This window comes from Eudoraea algarum, from assembly GCF_050589645.1.
GTDB lineage: Bacteria > Bacteroidota > Bacteroidia > Flavobacteriales > Flavobacteriaceae > JBNGOQ01.
Genome location: NZ_JBNGOQ010000004.1, coordinates 46,733 through 63,042, shown reverse-complemented (window position 1 = coordinate 63,042; position 16,310 = coordinate 46,733). Strand labels below are relative to the sequence as shown.

Here is a 16,310-nt window from a genome sequence, read left to right as displayed (position 1 = left end):
TGTTCATATTTTTGATTATTGATGGTTTTGTGTTTTAGAGTTGTTATGGATGTTTCGCGGTATGGGATATACGATATCTTTTTAACTGTGCTCACTATATTTTATATGTCATGAGTTGAAACGTCCGCCAGAATATCGGCTGTTCCGGCTGTTGTATTTGTAGAAAAAAAGCCTAAACTATGTTTGCGTCTTCCATACAGATTTTGGAGCAACTTAAGCAGGTGCTGTTGCAACTTCCCAAAGATTGCTATGACCGACCCTGCAACCTCCTGTCCCATGCCAGCATAGGACAGCACACTAGGCATATTATAGAATTTTATCAATGCCTTTTGGCCGGTTATGAAACGGCTGCTGTTTTTTACGACAGGCGAAAAAGAGATCAACGCATTGAGCTAGACGTACATTTTGCGATAGACCGATTGCTGCGGATTCAAAACGCCCTTGAGCGCCCTCAAAGAAGGCTATTGATCTATTATGAATTGAACGGGCGTCTAACCAAATTGAAGTCCAACTACCATCGCGAGCTAATGTACAATCTGGAGCATACCATACACCATCTGGCATTGATAAAAATAGGTATTGAACAACTCACCGATATCGTATTGCCAGACTCCTTTGGCGTTGCGCCCTCCACCTTGCAATACAGAACACAAGATCAAAACGTCCAGTAAAGTCCTGAGCTTCTTATTTTGCAGCCTTCCCAAAATACAGGGAATGTCCAAATTCTGCCATTTCCGCCAGATCTTCAATAATTGCTGCTCCCAAGTCTTTGTTGTACCAACGCTGTAATTCCTCCTTGAACGTATCGTTGATTTTTCCATGTTGGGCCTTGTGGGCCATCACCAGTTTTGTTGCCTTTTTTGAGCGTGGGCCCCAGGTGTTCACCACATTGTATTCCCCATCCAGGATTACAAGCTTTGGAATGGATCGGGTTCCATTGGTCAAAAAATGGTCCATCAACTCCGCATGTTCGTCCCGTAACAAAATTTTAAGGTCGATGCCAGGTACTTCTTGTGCAATTTTATTCAAGATTGGGATGGTCTGCGCTCCGTCCGCACACCAACTTTCCAAAAACACCAACCAGGTCTGTTTTTCCGCTAGACCCTTAAACGTTTGTAGTGCTCGCTCCGGTATTGTCAGGGTCTTATCCAACCTTCGCATCCTACTGGCGTTCAATTTGGTAAAATCTATGCGCTGTTTGGTCTGTTCCGGGCCGCCTGTCCTTTCTTCCGCAACAAGCTGGTTAACCCATTTTATATATTCCTGGTACGTCCAGCTTTTAGGCATGGCGCCTTTAATTACTTCATTGATCATATGTCATAGTATTTCGTTCACTTTTGTTTTTAAGACTACATTATCGCTATTAAAAAATCCTCCGCGGTTCTCCTTTCTTTCCAAGGACTGACCGATGATCAAGTGTGCCACATTGATCATATTTCGCAATTCGCATAAGGCGGAATTCACTTTGGACACTTTGTAAAACTCCTCTACCTCCCTATACATCAGATCCAAACGTTCCTTTGCCTTTTCCAAGCGATGATTGCTACGTACTATACCTACATAATCCCTCATCAAGGCCTGCAATTCCCTGGTGTTATGTGTTATGATGATATGCTCCTCGGTAACACCGGTGCCCTTGTCGTTCCAATCAGGAATGGCTATCGGTATTTGCTGAGCAGAATTTAAGCTGAGGTATTCGTAAATATTGTGGGCATATACCAATGCCTCCAACAAGGAATTGGACGCCAACCTATTTGCGCCATGCAGTCCGGTCCTGGAACACTCGCCACAGGCGAAGAGGTTCCGGATCGATGTTTTCCCGTCCTTATCCACCAGGATGCCCCCACACAGATAATGGGATGCCGGTACCACAGGTATCCAGTCCTTTTCCATATGGATATGTTTTGATAGGCATTTTTCATAAATGGTAGGGAATTGGTCCTTGAATTTGGATATGTCCAAATGGGTGCAATCCAAATACACGTATTGATCTCCCGTTTTTTTGAGTTGGCTATCTATACCCCGAGAGACAATGTCCCTGGAGGCCAGCTCTGCCCTTTCATCGTAATGGAGCATAAATCTATCCCCGTCCGTATTGCGTAAATAGGCGCCAAAACCCCTTACAGCTTCAGAAATCAGGAACGCTCGCCCTTCTTGCGCATCATATAATGCGGTAGGGTGAAACTGGATAAACTCCATGTCACAGATCCGGGCCTTTGCCCGATATGCCATGGCAATGCCATCCCCGGTTGCAACCATAGGGTTGGTGGTATGACCGTAGGTCTTGCCAATGCCCCCGGTAGCCAAAACCGTTGCACCCGCTTTTATGGTTTCAATATTTCCGGTTTTTTGATTTAGAAGATAGGCCCCATAGCACGAAATATTTTCCGGATCGGGTATTTGCAATTGATGTTCCGTGATGAGGTCTATGGCAAAATGATAGTTTAATACGGTAACATTGGAGAGTTGATGTACCTGTCTTAGCAGGGTGGTTTCTATCTCATGGCCCGTAATGTCCTTGTGATGGACTATGCGATATTCCGAATGGCCGCCTTCCCTTCCCAAATCCAATTTACCGGCATGGTCCAAATCAAAACTGGTGCCCCAACGCATCAGGTCGTCCAGCCTTTTTGGTCCCTCCTTTATCACCATTTCCACTACCTGTGTATCGCACAGGCGGTCCCCGGCGATCAAAGTATCCAGCACGTGTTTCTGAAAGGAATCTTCCTGGGCATTCTGTACCACCGCAACACCTCCCTGGGCATACTTGGTGTTGGATTCATCTTCGCTGGCCTTGGTTACAACGCATACTTTTTTATCCTCAAATTTCTCCGCAATTTTTACGGCAAAGGTCAATCCTGCTATGCCGGAACCGATGACCAAATAATCTACAGTTATCATTGGCTGTTATTTTGAAAGTTGGAGCATTCGTTCTATGGGAAACAGTGCTTTTTCCCTAACATCTTTGGGAACGTCCACTTGTGGACATTCGTGAAGCAAGCAATCGTATAATTTCTGAAGCGTATTCACTTTCATATAGGCACACTCACTACAAGCGCAGCTGTTATCTTCTATGGCGGGTGCGGGAATCAATACCGTTCCCGGTACTTGCTTTTGCATTTCATGTAAAATTCCAGCTTCGGTAGCGACAATAAATTTCTCTTCGGGATGTGCTTTTACATACTGTATCATCCCTGCTGTAGAGCCAATATATGTCGCTGTTTTTAAAAGGTGTTCTTCGGATTCCGGATGGGCAATGATCACTGCATCCGGATTTTTTTGGCAGAGGTCCAATAATTTATCCACACAGAACGCTTCATGTACCATACAACTGCCGTCCCATAGCAACATCTCCCTGCCCGTCTGTTGTATGAGGTATTTCCCCAGGTTTCGATCTGGAGCAAAAATAATGGGCCTATCCGCCGGTATGGATTTTACCATTTTCAGGGCATTGGAAGAGGTACATACCAAATCGCTCATGGCCTTGATCTCTGCCGAACAGTTGATGTAAGTGATGACCACATGGTCTGGATGGGCCACTTTGAAGGCGGCAAAGGCTTTTGGCAGACAGGAATCGGCCAGGGAACAACCTGCGTTCAAATCTGGTAAGACCACCTTCTTTGCAGGGTTAAGGATCTTTGCCGTCTCCGCCATAAAGTGCACCCCCGCAAACACAATGATATCTGCATTTGCCCTTGAGGCCATTTGGGCCAATCCCAAGCTATCCCCCACATAATCCGCAGCTTCCTGTATTTCGGGACGCTGATAATAATGTGCCAGAATCACGGCGTTCTTTTCCTTTTTCAGCTTCTGTATTTTAACCTTTAAGCTCACTTTTTAGGGAACATTCATTACCGTGGAAAAATAGGGGTGCCTACCCTGGTTCACTATGACAAAAATCATAATTAAATATAAAAGTGTCTTTTTATTATCTTTAACCCTTAAAAAAACCGTTCTATGCTATCCAATGCCTGTAAGTATGCCATAAGGGCCATATTGTATTTGGCGATACACAGTGATGATGCCCATAAAATAAGGGTGAAGAAAATTGCAGAGGAGTTAGAGACCCCGCAGGCCTTTTTAGCACAATTGTTAAGACAACTTACCGCGAACAAGTTGGTCTCCTCCACCAAGGGTCCCGGGGGAGGATTCTATTTGGATGCGAGAAATAGGGAAAAATCGGTTTGGGACGTCATATCCTGTATAGACGGCACCCATAAATTTGATGCTTGTTTTTTGGGCCTCTCCCAGTGCAACGATATCAACCCCTGCCCAGCACATTATCTAGTAGCTCCGTTCAAAAAGAAAATATTAAACGATTTTAGGGACAAAACCATTTCCAAACTTGCGAAAGAAATGGAAAAGAAGGGCACTATAATTTCTTTGAAGGATTTTAGTTTAAAATAGCCAAGCAAACCGGGTATACGCCCTATCCCATGGCCGTACTAACAAGCCGCAAGCCACATTTTCCTTTTTAACGTGATAGCTAGGGCCTATAATCTTCTGCCGCTACAGTAATTTACAGCTTGTCTATTTCCAAACGTAGCCGGTTTAGGGTGGTCATTCCCCTGTCCAAATCGTCCAAAATCTGAGATTTTGAACTTTCAAAGGCGTTTTTTACACTCCCAAAAACAGTTTCATAATACGCAATGCCCTCCGTGAGGTTTTTTGCAAATGTTGACAGGTATTTCCTTTGTTTGTCGCTGATGGAATCCTTGGTTTCCTGGAGCGATCGTTTTAAAAAGTCGATATAAATGGTAAGCTCCTTTATAAACATGTTTGGACGATCGGTCCTTGAAATCACATTGGATTCTCCATAAATATGACCGGTAATTTCCTTTAAGCTTGAAGTTTTTGAGAAATAGGCCATATTGGGACCTGGGCAAACGGATACCCCCTCACCTTCCGTTCTGGTATCCAGGTCGTATTTTAACAAAGCCGTGGTTCCCAATCCAACACAGGCGCACGATTTTTGTACAATTTTATCGTATTCCGCTTGATACGCTTCCTTTGAAAGCGCTTTCTGGTCCAATTCCTTGATCTTCAAGTATTGATATTGTCTTGATGCGGTACAAATTCCCTTTTCCGTAAATTCCTTGTTCAGGGCCACATATTTTTTGGGGCACGGACTGCCAGGTCTATTTTTTTCTATTAAGGCGAACTTTTCCAGGTCTTTGGTATTTCCCTTAAGGCTATTGAAAGGCACTCCCAGGGGAGAGATATCACTTAAATGTAAATCCTCTTCTTTGGCCTTGGCCAGTTTGTCCAAAGTGTCATCGTCTACTGTTGTTGCCTCGGGCACCAAAAGAAAAGGGGTCCCCCACCCAATGGAATCCACCTTGTAGTGCTCTATTAAAAACCGATGTTCCTCCGCGGTCCCCACGCCGCCCTGAGCAGTGATCTTAATGGGCAGGGGCGATGTGGGTACGGGGCGTTTTTTACGGGAAAGCGTTTCGGTCATTATTCCATGTAATTCTTGGGTCAGTTCTTCTTTCCGGTCCCTGAACTGTGCCAATATGGGACCCATCAGATATCCATCTGTTGCAAATGCGTGGCCCCCACAATTTAATCCGGATTCAATTCTGTATTCTGATACCCACAACCCCTTTTTTGCAAAGAACTTCCCTTGTATCAAAGCAGATCTGTAATCACTTACCTTTAAGGTTATTTTCTTTTTGACCTGTCCCATGACATCAGGATAAAAATCTTCAAATTCCTCCATATAACTGTACAATCTAGGGTTCATTCCGGCAGACAGTATTACCGATGAGGACAAATCGCTATGGGCATACCCCCTTAGGGCCGCATGGGCGTCATTATATTGGGTAGGCAATCGCTCTGCTTTTCTATAGTTTTCCTTATCTACCTTGGTCATGATGTTAACGTCAATACTGCCCATGGCCAGATTGGTTTCAACTAGATCTTTGAGCTCTTTCAGATTAAAACTGGGAGAGGTCAAACGCTTAAATCGTTCCTTAAGGGCCGATGTATCGGGCAAGAGATTAAAGTACTGTTTCAGGTCATTGCTGCACTCCGCGCTAACGGTTTTGAGTTTTTCAAACTTTTTTTCTGCCAAACCGTTGATCAAATTTAGATAGGAAGTAATCCTCTTGGCCCTAAAGTCCTCTATGCTTTCCGTGATTTCCCGATACGGAAGTTGAAATAGGTCACAATACATTTTTCTGAGTTTTTCCAAAAGGACATCGTCTACCAAAGAAATAACGGAATCTATGCCCAAATGGGAAACTTTCAAGGGGGTATCAACGGTAAAGCCTATTCCCATGACGGGAATATGGAATGAATGCTGCTTCATTAAGACGGTGTGGTTTTTTGTGATTACATGGTTTCACGGATTTCTTGCCCAACCCTTATGTTCTGGCGGACAAGACCCTAATTTCACCCGTATTGCCGATTGCCTAAAATCTCTGGTGTATGCAATGCGGGGAGTTTTCGCCAAAAGTCACAAAAGGCACGGGAACGGCATATGACAATTATCATATGTTAAGAACTTCCAACGGCCATGGGGCAATCCCCTATTTGCTGCTTTTCCCTGTTTTCCGTAATAGTTTCGACGCTTCTATTGGCCAAATTTGGTTCAGGACGCTGGGTATGGTAGTGCCTCAGTCGGTGCTCCTTTTGTCGACCGGAACTAAAATTGGAAACCCGTTTTAAATACCCAATTACCCGGGTGGCGTGGTCCACGTTAAGGGATCCGCACTGGCTACATTTAGACAAGGTGCGCTTGTCTATATGTTTACAAGCATTGCAAACGGTAATTCTTATGTTGAAGCAAAAATAGTTGCATCCTGCCTTGGCCGTAGCATGAAGGAGTCTGATAAACCCCTCTTTGTTGGGCGCCTCTTCAAGGTTTAAGTGCAAGGCAGAACCCCCATCCAGATACTTTATGGTCTCCTTGCCGTGCAGCAGGATCTTGTCCAGCGTATTTGTTTTTTGGTCCTCTACCGCATAGAAATACGAATTGTAACAGTCCCTGGGTACAAACAGCCCGTCTTCCCTGTCCCACTTGGCATTTTTTATTCCCAGATTTTCGGCAGGCACAAATTCTGTATTGAACATATATCCATAACGCTCTTTGGCAGCCCGGTTTTCGTGGTAGATTGCCTTGAGGTGTTTGTTTACGAAACTCTTATATGTGGCGTTGTTGCCCACTTTGACGCCCTGACTTTCCGCTGCTTCTACCATACCATTGATTCCGATGGTCAAAAATTGTTTCTCCAACAAAATAAAACCAGCTTGATACACGGGAAGCATTCCTGCCTTGGCATATTCATCGATAAGTTTTCTGAATGCCACCTGATATTTATGCACTTTTTGTACCTCCTCCGCGATATTGGCATTTTTTTGGACCAGGCGGTTCATGTTGAGTGTAATGACATTGATAGACCCCGTTGCCACGCCGCCCGCTCCCAGGGAATAGCTAAACGTATGGTCGCTAATTTCGTTCCGCAAACGGCAACAAGAGGCCAAACTGTCCGCGTTCTCGGACTGATAGATAAAAAAAGAATTGCCCTCGCTCAATTCTTGCGCGCACATTTCCGTAAAGTCCATGTCCACAGGAGTACCCTCGTTCACCAGCATAGCTGCGGTGACCACGGGGAAGGTCAAGACCGCTTTTTTTCGCTCCTCATTGAACCACTTCATGAAGAATGTTTGTAGTCTTTTTACACTTTCCCATTGTGGTCTGGCCATGTCTGGAAATACGAAGTCGCCGAACATGCTGTTGAAATAGGCTTCGTCATAAAGGGAAATATTCCAAAATACGGATTGGTAGCCTCTGGCGGCAGCGGGTTGGTTAATGGCGTATACTACGTGCTGTAAATGATTTTCAATTAATTTTTCGTGGGTATGCAGATAGTTTTCACCATAGTCCTTGGTCGCAAAATAATCGAAATACATTAAAAACTCTACTGTGGCCAATGCGCCGGCAAATTGTGAACTCACCGCAAAAACAAGATTGACAAACTCTCCACAATAACTTTCCAGGTGTTTTGGGGCCATACTTTCTCCCCCTAAATTGGTGAGGCCATCCAGCAAAAAGGGATACATGCTTATGGATACGCAATAGGGTTTCAAGGAGGTTTCATCGTGTACGTATATTTCATGGGACTCTATCTGCCTAAGGTATTCATTGGCCAGATCGCTTCCGAACAGCGAGGCTATTTTTTGTTTGACCAGTGCCCGGTTTACCTGTATGTTGATATCCTTATTTAATTCCGCTTCCATGGTGGCTATGTTTTTGGAGGTTACGTTGGCATTGGAATCTACCTTGGAGCCATCTGCGGCGTTTGTGGATTGCAGGTAATGGGAGATAAAATCTATTTTCTTGGCAATTTGGTCGTTTGAAAGTCGGATCATATGATTTTAATTATGGATGAATAAATGGTTTAGTATCGCATTGCTTTTTACGTTCTTGAATTTTTGATTGGTGGTCTTGCTGTCCAGGCCCCCATATTTTTTATCCCATTTGCCGGTCTTGATCCAGGTGAGCTGTTCCAATATCCTAACATCAACGTTTTCCTCCCCGGTATACAGGCAGGTTTTGAATCCCTTGGTTTTAGCGTACTTCAGATGGGCAATCAATTCTTTTTTATGCCATTCTCCCCCCATAAAAACAACACAGCTGGCCAATCCCCGATATTGCTCCAATATAGCTCCGTACACCTGCTGGGTGAGCTTTTTCCCGCTCCCTTTTTTCCAGAGGAAAGGAGAGTGACAGCCATCGCATTGCAGGGGACAGCCCGAAATGGTAAAGCAAAGGCTGAGCTCTCCCGGCACCTCCTGGAGGACCACGTTGAAATCATAGTAATGCATAATTAACTATTAAATGACCTTTTTATCATTTTTAAAATTACTATGTTCCTCAACTGCTTTTTAAATGACGCTATCTAGTTATCAAAGATCTTATCAACAACCCTCGCGGTTAGTATCCTCAGGTGGTTAACCCGGTTCTAGCCTGGTATTGGCTTCAAAGAAAAGGGGAAGCTTGTGGACCTAGCGGGATTTCACCTGTTCAAGGCGATATTCCGACGGTGTAGTTTGTGTTCGTTTTTTAAAAGCCTGATTAAAGGCCGATTTGGAATTAAAGCCCACCTCATAGCAAATTTCCTTAATGCTCAATTCGGAATGCATAAGCCATGTTTTTGCCTCCGAGATCCTGTGGTCGTTGATCCAATCATTGAAGTTTTTTTCAAACGCGCTGTTGATGATTTCGGAAATGCGATGAACCCCTAGGCCGGTAGCCTCCGAAATCAGATTGCGATTTAAGTCCGGGTTTTTGTATTCCTTTTGATGTAGCACATATGCAAGTATCAGCGCAAGCTCCTCATCGATGTTCTTGATTTTTTCGTTCTTGTAGGGAATCCGTATCCGCATGTTCGAAAAGGCTTCGGGCTTGGTGATGATCTGTTTTATTGAAATCAGCAAAAAGACAAAACAGAAAAGGTTGTAGATCGTAGTACTGATGATGACGATGCGGTTGACCGAATCAAAATTCAAGCTCATCCAAATAGACTCCGCCAAATAGAGCACGATCAGTCCCCCAAACCCCAGGGTTATGGTCCGCATCCAGTCCTTTCCCTGTTTTAAGGGAACGGACCACCTAAGCTTCAGGGCAGCAATAAAATATACCAGCAGTACGGTGGCATAATAAAGATTGTAGAACCATCGTGGTGTTTCCAAGATTCCCAGGCCGTGTAGCAGAAACAGGGACCACAGTCCCGCTTCCACAGGAACAATATGCCATAGGTATCCACGGGTAGGGAGGCCGTGGAATTTTCGCATATAGTGGTAAAAGGTAGGGCCGTACAGCACTACCATGGATAAGGAAAATAGGGCGTATATGCTCAACTCCATCACCCCGCTTACCATTAAGAGTCCACCCATCAAATGAACAACAAGGTATGCCAGTAGGATCAGTAGATACAGGTTTCTGTCGCCCTTTCGTGCAGGCAGGATACTGAGAATAAAAACCAGGATGATCGCCGCGGTCAGCGCAAGGGCATTAATTATACTTGGCCACATAAGGGAATTCTTTAAGTAAACCACCGGTGTATTATCTGGTACGGATTCATAAATCCCTACCCCCCATTGAAAATCATTGGGTTTCTTTATCCTATTGAAAACAAATATAGCGTGAAATGACCTTTTTAGAGCTTATCCTTTTTTTGACCGCCCTGGCATTGCTAGTGGTACTTTCCTTTTTTGGAGCACACAGAAAAATCCAAAAAGCCCTGATCTTGTTAGGTCTGGCCGTTTTTACCCTACACCTCCTGGTAGGGTTGCTACGGTGGCAAATGGCCTTGGTCTATTTGGTCATGTTCTTATTGGGTCTGCTGTATTTTAAGAAATCGACCAGTTATTTGTTCTTTAGGGTTTTTGGCTTTCTCATGGGCATAGTGCTCATGGGCAGCTCCGTTTTCTATGCTGTCACCATGCCCATCCTGGACTTGGACGCACCCCAGGGAAAATACGAGGTTGGCAATACTGTGCTAACCGTCAGGGACGAAGGCCGCATGGAGTTCCGCTCCAAGGACCCGAATGACAAGAGGGAACTGCTCGTGGAAATATGGTATCCCGGGGAGGGGCGCACAGGCGGGGCAAAGACCCTATGGGCCGGACTTTATTCCGGAGAAGGGGATGTCGTTAGCTTTTTCCTGAATTACCTGCAGGAAATCCAAACACACTCGCATCCTAATCTGGCGCCGGCTAAAGGCAGCTACCCGCTTATCCTGTTCAATCACGGCCTACAAATGTTTAGCTCCCAAAACACCTTGTTAATGGAGCATTTGGCAAGTCACGGCTACATTGTGGCGAGCATAGGGCATCCGTATGAAAGCATCCGGGTAGACCTTGGGCAGGATAAGGTAATACTCCCAGAGTTTGTGACCAGCTTGGAAAAGTTCAAGGAGGGGATGCAATGGATTGCGGAAAGCTCGGAACCGGTGGTAGCCGTCCATAAGGAGATTGCCTCCCTGACCGATCGGGAAGCGCGCGGCAAGCGGGTACTGACCGTCCTTGAAAAAGCGGATGCAATCAACAGCACCGTAGTGGAATGGACCAAGGACAACCAATACGTTTTGAGCTGGTTGCTCGAAAACCCTCCGGCCCTATCCGGTTCCCTTCCAACCATTGACCCCGAAAAAATTGGGGTCATGGGCATGTCCATTGGCGGGGCAACAGCCGGAGAGTTGTGTTTGGTGGACCCCAGAGTGGTCGCCGGCATCAATATAGATGGTCTGCCCTATGGCGTACACCAGAAAGACAGCCTTAAAGTGCCCTTTATGCTGTTGACCAGTGAAGATGGCAAGGGCATGCACGACTTTATGTTTTTACAAAGTCAGGCCGATTATTATGAATGCCATCTTACCAAGACCCGTCATGCCGACCTGACCGATATGGCCGTTGTTTGGCCCATTTTAAAATACTACGGGCAATCCGGGGAATTGTCGGGAAAGCGTGTTGTGGAAATTATGAACACGGCCATTTTGAATTTTTGGGAACAGTACCTAAAGGGAGAGGAAACGTACAATCTTTCCAAATCTACTTTTCCGGAGCTTCACGTGCAATCCAATAGGAGCGATTAAAACCATAATATTCCTGTGGTTTTTGTTTTATAATCTGTCGGGCGGGCCCTAGAAGGTTTAAGGGTTTTTTTGTTGCGAAGGTTTCCATATTCCCTATCTTAAGGACTGCACAAATTCTTCCCCCGATCTGGATCTTCACCGGATGTAGCTATTCCCTGCAATCCGGATTCTTGGACTATCGTCCACTTTTCATTTAATAAAAACTTTATTCATTATGAGAAAAGAACTGTTTCTTACCTGTTTGGCAATTCTACTGTGGGTGCTGATCTTTATGTGGCTGGGAAGGGCCTATGGCAACATAGACCTCTGGGCCGTAATGTTGATAGGGGCAACGCTAATTGCCTTTTTTGGATTGCTTGGCCTACCCGGGGGTATTGCGCCAGATGGTTCTATTAAAGAGTCGCGGGTAAGGCTTGCCATTGCTGGCAGTTTGATTATAATTTACCTCGTGTACTTTGGAAGCGTTGTCTATCTGGACGATTCGCCCAAAGGGGTAGATGGGAAAACCGTGGAAAGTTTTGCGGAGACGATGATGCCGACCCTCACCAACCTGTTGACGGTTACCATCTCCTTTTACTTTGGCGCCACCGCGGCAATCGAGGTTGCGGATGCGGTATCTAAGAAAAAGAAGGGTAATAAACCATAGACTCGACACAGCTTTTGCCTCAACTTTATTCTACAAAAAAAGCCCTAGCGGTAGCTAGGGCTTTTCTATTGGCGTGCCACGAGCGTGCACGCTCGCGGTAGCTGGGCCACTGCAGCCATCGAAGTTGCAGATGCGGTATGCAAGAAAAAGAAGGACAAATCGTAAGGCCTACAAAGTTTTTTATCTTTAAGGAGAAAATATAACCGCCGCGGGAAAGCATCGTTTATTTAGATAAAAAGGGGGGCAGGTGTTTTGGGATAAAATCCCCTACAGAAAAAAGTGTCCCTGTATGTCCCAGGGCCGTTTGCTCGGAACACCTGGTCTTGGCCATTGGAACGGTTACAGGCATAAACACCCTTAGCAATTGGGATAAGCAACCCTATTATGAAGACAAATAAAGTATCGGACTTTCTTGGGGTTACCTCAGATAAATTTCAGAACAAGCTGTTTTCCCTATCCATTGTTAATTACCACCAAGCTGTTTCCGAAGATTGGCATTATCATGAGAACATACATTTATCGGCTATTCTTACCGGAGGAAACCGTGAATCAAGAAAGAAGGAGGACATCCAGGTGAGGCCGGGTAAAATCATGGCCTATAGGGAAGGTGAAATTCACCGAAATAGAAATACGGTGTTCCCATCGAAGAATCTAAATATCGAATTAGGCACCGCTTTTTTCGATGACGAAATACAATTTTCAAATTTGTGCCCGGGGAGCGATGCCTATTTGTCCCTGTTGAAGGTCTTCCATGAAGTCTCAATGAAAGACACCTATTCACATGAATCCATTCGCCAAATTTTAGACTCCCTTTTTTATGAGGATGATGCATCGGGTACACCCGATTGGATAAGTTCTATAAAAATTTTATTGAATGACAGGTGGCAAGAATTTATTTCACTGGACGAACTCTCGCAGGAGCTGGATCTTCACCCCGTTTCGATCTCAAAGTATTTTGCTAAACATGCAAAATGTACGCTGGCAGATTATATGCGGAAAATAAAGATTGAACGCGCTGTCCACATGATTTTCGATTCAAGGACCCCACTTACCCAAATTGCCCATCACTGTGGCTTTTCCGATCAAAGTCATATGAACCGTCTTTTTAAATATTATGTGGGATTTACCCCAAAAAGCCTCCGCGCGATTTAATTTCCTATTTAGGCTAATTTCATTCTATTTTCAAATTACATTATTTTATTTATTTGTCTTCTAAAAATGTTGGCAAACGTGTCCAAGCTTTTCTGGATTGGCCAGAAGCGCCAGTGCCCTGGTTGATGACGTCCTGCCACTAAATTGGTATTCGCAATGTGTTTTTTCAGCAAAGAAAGAAATCGAGGTAGAAATCCTGAGAAACCCGTTTTGAATCACGATTGGCTCTATGGCGGAAAAATTGTGAAGTCAATAATCGGGATGTCATTCTGGATATTTATGGGTGCTCACTTGTTGTTCGGTCAAAAAGGGGCCTTGGAAAAGCAGAAAGGTGAGTTTTTGAACGATTTGGTGCTGAGCTTTAAGAATGAGTTTTTATGGACGGAAAAAGGTGAAAAAATTGCCGAAGCACTTGATGAAAAAATAAAGGCCGGTGACTATTCAAGCATTGAAGAACTTGATTTGTTCGTTGCAACCTTAAATCGCGATCTGTATACCCTGTCCAATGACCTGCACTTAAAAATTGATGTGCACATTGATGTGCCAAAAAAGTCCTCGGATTTCACGCAACAACCAAATAATTCATTCCTTACAAAGGAGCTGGTAAGTCATGGTATTTACTACCTAAAGTTCGATGTTTTTCCAAGACTGGGCACAGATTTTGAAAAAGAGCTCGTTGAACTGATGTCGTCATTTGTGAACCCTAAGAAAATCATCATAGATGTAAGGGACAATTCAGGCGGGTCGGACGAAACCGTCAATCACCTAATTGGATATTTTTTTAGCAATAGGAAAAAACTAGCAACCAGTTATCAATGGAACGAAACTCCCAAGGAGCTATGGGCAATACCAAAGCCCCAATCCAAGGCCTTGTCAGAAGTGGAATTAATCATTCTTACAAGTCAAGCCACATTTTCGGCCGCCGAAATTTTTGCGCAAAGACTTCAACTACACAATAGGGCCGTGGTGATAGGAGAGGCAACCTCTGGGGCAGCTCACCGAACCATGACGTATTTAATGAGCGAAAGGTTCCTTTTGCATTGGCCGTATGAAAGGTCGACACATGCAAGGACCGGGGAAGATCTGGATGGTGTTGGCATAACACCGGACCATCTTGTTCACTACAACCATGCGAAAGAGGTCGCCGTACACTACGCCAAGACAGGAAAAGTACTTGAACAAAACGAAAACCCTGTACCAAAAACCTCAGCGTTATTGGAAGATTTGATTATTGCGCTAAACTCCAAATCCGACTTTTCTTATAGGGAGTTTGTCATTGATTACGGCCTGGAAAAAAGCCAAAATCAAATTTTGAGAACGCTTTTTAAGTTTAGGGCGGTATGGAACACGGATTTCAACGGACGAATAACCAATGTTCACCATATTTCCGAAAGCCAGTCCAGGGTGTTTATTGAGACTCCTTACGGCATTAGTCAAATGAAGATTTATTTGGACGACAACGGTAAAATTGAAAAACTAATGATGAGACAATAGTGTTTGTACAGAACCCAGCAGCTCCCCTACTACCGTCAGCTTGTAGCTGGTGATTGCAGCAGAGTAGGTAACAGAATATAAATGCAAAAACCCGCACCAATTGGTACGGGTTTTGCGCTTGATGTGGTCCCACCCCTCCTACGTTACACTTCGGCGGGCAGGCTGGACTTCCCGCCCAGGGCCAAAAATGGCAAAAGCCCCAGCTTTCGCTGAGGCTTTTGGTACCACTTCGTGGTCCCACCTGGACTCGAACCAGGGACCACCTGATTATGAGTCAGGTGCTCTAACCAACTGAGCTATAGGACCAATATTGGTAACCACTAATTTCAATAAACTTTTTGCCCGTGCTCTAATGCCGACGAAGCTCTGCTTGTCGGCATCCCGATATTCCGCAACGCGGAACCGTCGGGACCAACTGAGCTATAGGACCAATATCGCAATCGCGTATGTCAAAAAACTTCCAGGGTTGCATCATCTGCAGGGCCTGAAAACGGGATGCAATATTACTACTTATTTTTAAAGGGTGCAAACAAATGCCGCCGCTATTCCCCTCTTTCCTGGCAGAGTTCTATCAATACCCCATTGGTACCCTTAGGGTGCAAAAAAGCCACCCATTTATTGTCCGCCCCTTTTTTTGGCGTCTCGTTCAGCACCACAAACCCCTCGGCCTTTAACCTTTTTATTTCGGCCTCGATATCCGTCACATCAAAAGCGATATGGTGAATGCCCTCGCCTTTTTTAGCGATAAACTTGGAGATTGGACTGTCCTCCGAAATGCCTTCCAACAATTCTATCTTGTTGGGGCCCGTCTTGAAAAAGGCAGTCTTTACCCCTTCGGAGGCCACCTCCTCGGTCTTATAGCAGGCGCTGCCAAAAAGTTTTTCAAAAAGCGGAGTAGACACGTCCAAATCCTTTACCGCTATACCAATATGCTCTATTTTGTTCATTTCTGATGCCCGGGTTTCAGTATCTCTTCAATTATACTATCTAAGATACATTATTCTCCGTATTTTTGCCCCATGGAAACACAACGACAGAAAAAAATTGGGGGGGTTATCCAAAAGGACATCGCCGACATTCTGCAACGCGCGGCCACCGATGGCGGACTACGGGGCACGCTGATTTCCGTATCCAAGGTCTCCGTGACCACAGACCTGTCCCAGGCCAAGGTGTACGTAAGCATCTTTCCTACCGCCAAAGCAGAAGAACTGCTTCAGGGTATCCGGTCCAACCAGCCCTTGATCAAGCACGAACTGGCCCAACGTACCAAAAATCAATTGCGAAGGATTCCCGAGTTGGCTTTCTTCCTGGACGACTCCCTGGAATACATCGATAAAATTGAAAAATCGCTCAAAGGCGGGGATAATCCCATTGAAAACCCCGACCTTTTGGACAAAAGAAAAAAATCCTAAACC

At 44.9% G+C, this 16,310-nt stretch carries 15 protein-coding genes and 1 tRNA gene; 7 read left to right on the top strand and 9 right to left on the bottom strand.

What is annotated here, in order from left to right; translation table 11 throughout:
- Positions 1 to 179: 179 nt before the first annotated feature.
- Positions 180 to 671: a DinB family protein gene (locus ACRD67_RS15310; protein WP_430968098.1), complete on the top strand. Its 492-nt coding sequence runs from the start codon at positions 180 to 182 to the stop codon at positions 669 to 671.
- A gap of 13 nt (positions 672 to 684) precedes the next feature.
- Here ACRD67_RS15310 and ACRD67_RS15305 read toward each other — a convergent pair whose 3' ends face one another.
- Genes ACRD67_RS15305 through nadA form a run of 3 tightly spaced genes read right to left on the bottom strand, consistent with a single transcriptional unit; the run spans position 685 to position 3,834 of the window.
- A complete protein-coding gene (locus ACRD67_RS15305; protein ID WP_430968097.1) occupies positions 685 to 1,314 on the bottom strand; it encodes a thioredoxin family protein in 630 nt (209 codons plus the stop codon).
- A 3-nt stretch (positions 1,315 to 1,317) separates the two neighbouring features.
- Positions 1,318 to 2,901, bottom strand: a complete 1,584-nt coding sequence (gene nadB / locus ACRD67_RS15300) for an L-aspartate oxidase (protein WP_430968096.1) — start codon at positions 2,899 to 2,901, stop codon at positions 1,318 to 1,320.
- Between the two features lie 6 nt (positions 2,902 to 2,907).
- Positions 2,908 to 3,834, bottom strand: a complete 927-nt coding sequence (gene nadA, locus ACRD67_RS15295; protein ID WP_430968095.1) for a quinolinate synthase NadA — start codon at positions 3,832 to 3,834, stop codon at positions 2,908 to 2,910.
- A 123-nt stretch (positions 3,835 to 3,957) separates the two neighbouring features.
- Between nadA and ACRD67_RS15290 the strand changes: the two genes are divergently transcribed.
- On the top strand, positions 3,958 to 4,407 hold the full coding sequence (locus ACRD67_RS15290) for an RrF2 family transcriptional regulator (RefSeq protein WP_430968094.1): 450 nt from the start codon (positions 3,958 to 3,960) through the stop codon (positions 4,405 to 4,407).
- A gap of 112 nt (positions 4,408 to 4,519) precedes the next feature.
- On the opposite strand, the gene ACRD67_RS15285 is transcribed toward ACRD67_RS15290, so the two are convergent.
- From ACRD67_RS15285 to ACRD67_RS15270, 4 genes are all read right to left on the bottom strand, one after another.
- The gene (locus ACRD67_RS15285) at positions 4,520 to 6,313 is read right to left on the bottom strand and encodes a hypothetical protein (RefSeq protein WP_430968093.1); all 1,794 of its coding nucleotides are present in this window, start codon (positions 6,311 to 6,313) and stop codon (positions 4,520 to 4,522) included.
- A gap of 188 nt (positions 6,314 to 6,501) precedes the next feature.
- Positions 6,502 to 8,376 (bottom strand): anaerobic ribonucleoside-triphosphate reductase, encoded by a 1,875-nt coding sequence (gene nrdD / locus ACRD67_RS15280; protein ID WP_430968092.1) that lies wholly within the window; start codon positions 8,374 to 8,376, stop codon positions 6,502 to 6,504.
- A gap of 6 nt (positions 8,377 to 8,382) precedes the next feature.
- Positions 8,383 to 8,832: an anaerobic ribonucleoside-triphosphate reductase activating protein gene (gene nrdG / locus ACRD67_RS15275; protein ID WP_430968091.1), complete on the bottom strand. Its 450-nt coding sequence runs from the start codon at positions 8,830 to 8,832 to the stop codon at positions 8,383 to 8,385.
- 180 nt (positions 8,833 to 9,012) lie between these two features.
- Complete coding sequence (locus tag ACRD67_RS15270) at positions 9,013 to 10,041, bottom strand: helix-turn-helix domain-containing protein (RefSeq protein ID WP_430968090.1); 1,029 nt, start codon at positions 10,039 to 10,041, stop codon at positions 9,013 to 9,015.
- 116 nt (positions 10,042 to 10,157) lie between these two features.
- Between ACRD67_RS15270 and ACRD67_RS15265 the strand changes: the two genes are divergently transcribed.
- The 4 genes from ACRD67_RS15265 (at position 10,158) to ACRD67_RS15250 (ending at position 14,895) form a co-directional block, all read left to right on the top strand.
- Complete coding sequence (locus tag ACRD67_RS15265) at positions 10,158 to 11,603, top strand: alpha/beta hydrolase family protein (protein ID WP_430968089.1); 1,446 nt, start codon at positions 10,158 to 10,160, stop codon at positions 11,601 to 11,603.
- A 214-nt stretch (positions 11,604 to 11,817) separates the two neighbouring features.
- Complete coding sequence (locus ACRD67_RS15260) at positions 11,818 to 12,249, top strand: hypothetical protein (protein ID WP_430968088.1); 432 nt, start codon at positions 11,818 to 11,820, stop codon at positions 12,247 to 12,249.
- 384 nt (positions 12,250 to 12,633) lie between these two features.
- Positions 12,634 to 13,401, top strand: a complete 768-nt coding sequence (locus tag ACRD67_RS15255; protein ID WP_430968087.1) for a helix-turn-helix transcriptional regulator — start codon at positions 12,634 to 12,636, stop codon at positions 13,399 to 13,401.
- Between the two features lie 243 nt (positions 13,402 to 13,644).
- The gene (locus tag ACRD67_RS15250) at positions 13,645 to 14,895 is read left to right on the top strand and encodes a S41 family peptidase (RefSeq protein WP_430968086.1); all 1,251 of its coding nucleotides are present in this window, start codon (positions 13,645 to 13,647) and stop codon (positions 14,893 to 14,895) included.
- A gap of 232 nt (positions 14,896 to 15,127) precedes the next feature.
- On the opposite strand, the gene ACRD67_RS15245 is transcribed toward ACRD67_RS15250, so the two are convergent.
- Both ACRD67_RS15245 and mce read right to left on the bottom strand, forming a co-directional pair.
- A tRNA-Ile gene (locus ACRD67_RS15245) sits at positions 15,128 to 15,201 on the bottom strand.
- A gap of 236 nt (positions 15,202 to 15,437) precedes the next feature.
- The gene (mce, locus tag ACRD67_RS15240; RefSeq protein WP_430968085.1) at positions 15,438 to 15,842 is read right to left on the bottom strand and encodes a methylmalonyl-CoA epimerase; all 405 of its coding nucleotides are present in this window, start codon (positions 15,840 to 15,842) and stop codon (positions 15,438 to 15,440) included.
- A 72-nt stretch (positions 15,843 to 15,914) separates the two neighbouring features.
- Here mce and rbfA point away from each other — a divergent pair, with 72 nt between their 5' ends.
- The gene (rbfA, locus tag ACRD67_RS15235) at positions 15,915 to 16,307 is read left to right on the top strand and encodes a 30S ribosome-binding factor RbfA (RefSeq protein WP_430968084.1); all 393 of its coding nucleotides are present in this window, start codon (positions 15,915 to 15,917) and stop codon (positions 16,305 to 16,307) included.
- Positions 16,308 to 16,310: the final 3 nt, after the last annotated feature.

Bases quoted from the DNA above. Each gene is read 5' to 3' on its own strand.
- ACRD67_RS15310 (WP_430968098.1), top strand. From the start codon at position 180: ATGTTTGCGTCTTCCATACAGATTTTGGAGCAACTTAAGCAGGTGCTG.
- ACRD67_RS15305 (WP_430968097.1), bottom strand. From the start codon at position 1,314: ATGATCAATGAAGTAATTAAAGGCGCCATGCCTAAAAGCTGGACGTAC.
- nadB (WP_430968096.1), bottom strand. From the start codon at position 2,901: ATGATAACTGTAGATTATTTGGTCATCGGTTCCGGCATAGCAGGATTG.
- ACRD67_RS15290 (WP_430968094.1), top strand. From the start codon at position 3,958: ATGCTATCCAATGCCTGTAAGTATGCCATAAGGGCCATATTGTATTTG.
- ACRD67_RS15285 (WP_430968093.1), bottom strand. From the start codon at position 6,313: ATGAAGCAGCATTCATTCCATATTCCCGTCATGGGAATAGGCTTTACC.
- nrdD (WP_430968092.1), bottom strand. From the start codon at position 8,376: ATGATCCGACTTTCAAACGACCAAATTGCCAAGAAAATAGATTTTATC.
- nrdG (WP_430968091.1), bottom strand. From the start codon at position 8,832: ATGCATTACTATGATTTCAACGTGGTCCTCCAGGAGGTGCCGGGAGAG.
- ACRD67_RS15270 (WP_430968090.1), bottom strand. From the start codon at position 10,041: ATGTGGCCAAGTATAATTAATGCCCTTGCGCTGACCGCGGCGATCATC.
- ACRD67_RS15265 (WP_430968089.1), top strand. From the start codon at position 10,158: ATGACCTTTTTAGAGCTTATCCTTTTTTTGACCGCCCTGGCATTGCTA.
- ACRD67_RS15260 (WP_430968088.1), top strand. From the start codon at position 11,818: ATGAGAAAAGAACTGTTTCTTACCTGTTTGGCAATTCTACTGTGGGTG.
- ACRD67_RS15255 (WP_430968087.1), top strand. From the start codon at position 12,634: ATGAAGACAAATAAAGTATCGGACTTTCTTGGGGTTACCTCAGATAAA.
- mce (WP_430968085.1), bottom strand. From the start codon at position 15,842: ATGAACAAAATAGAGCATATTGGTATAGCGGTAAAGGATTTGGACGTG.
- rbfA (WP_430968084.1), top strand. From the start codon at position 15,915: ATGGAAACACAACGACAGAAAAAAATTGGGGGGGTTATCCAAAAGGAC.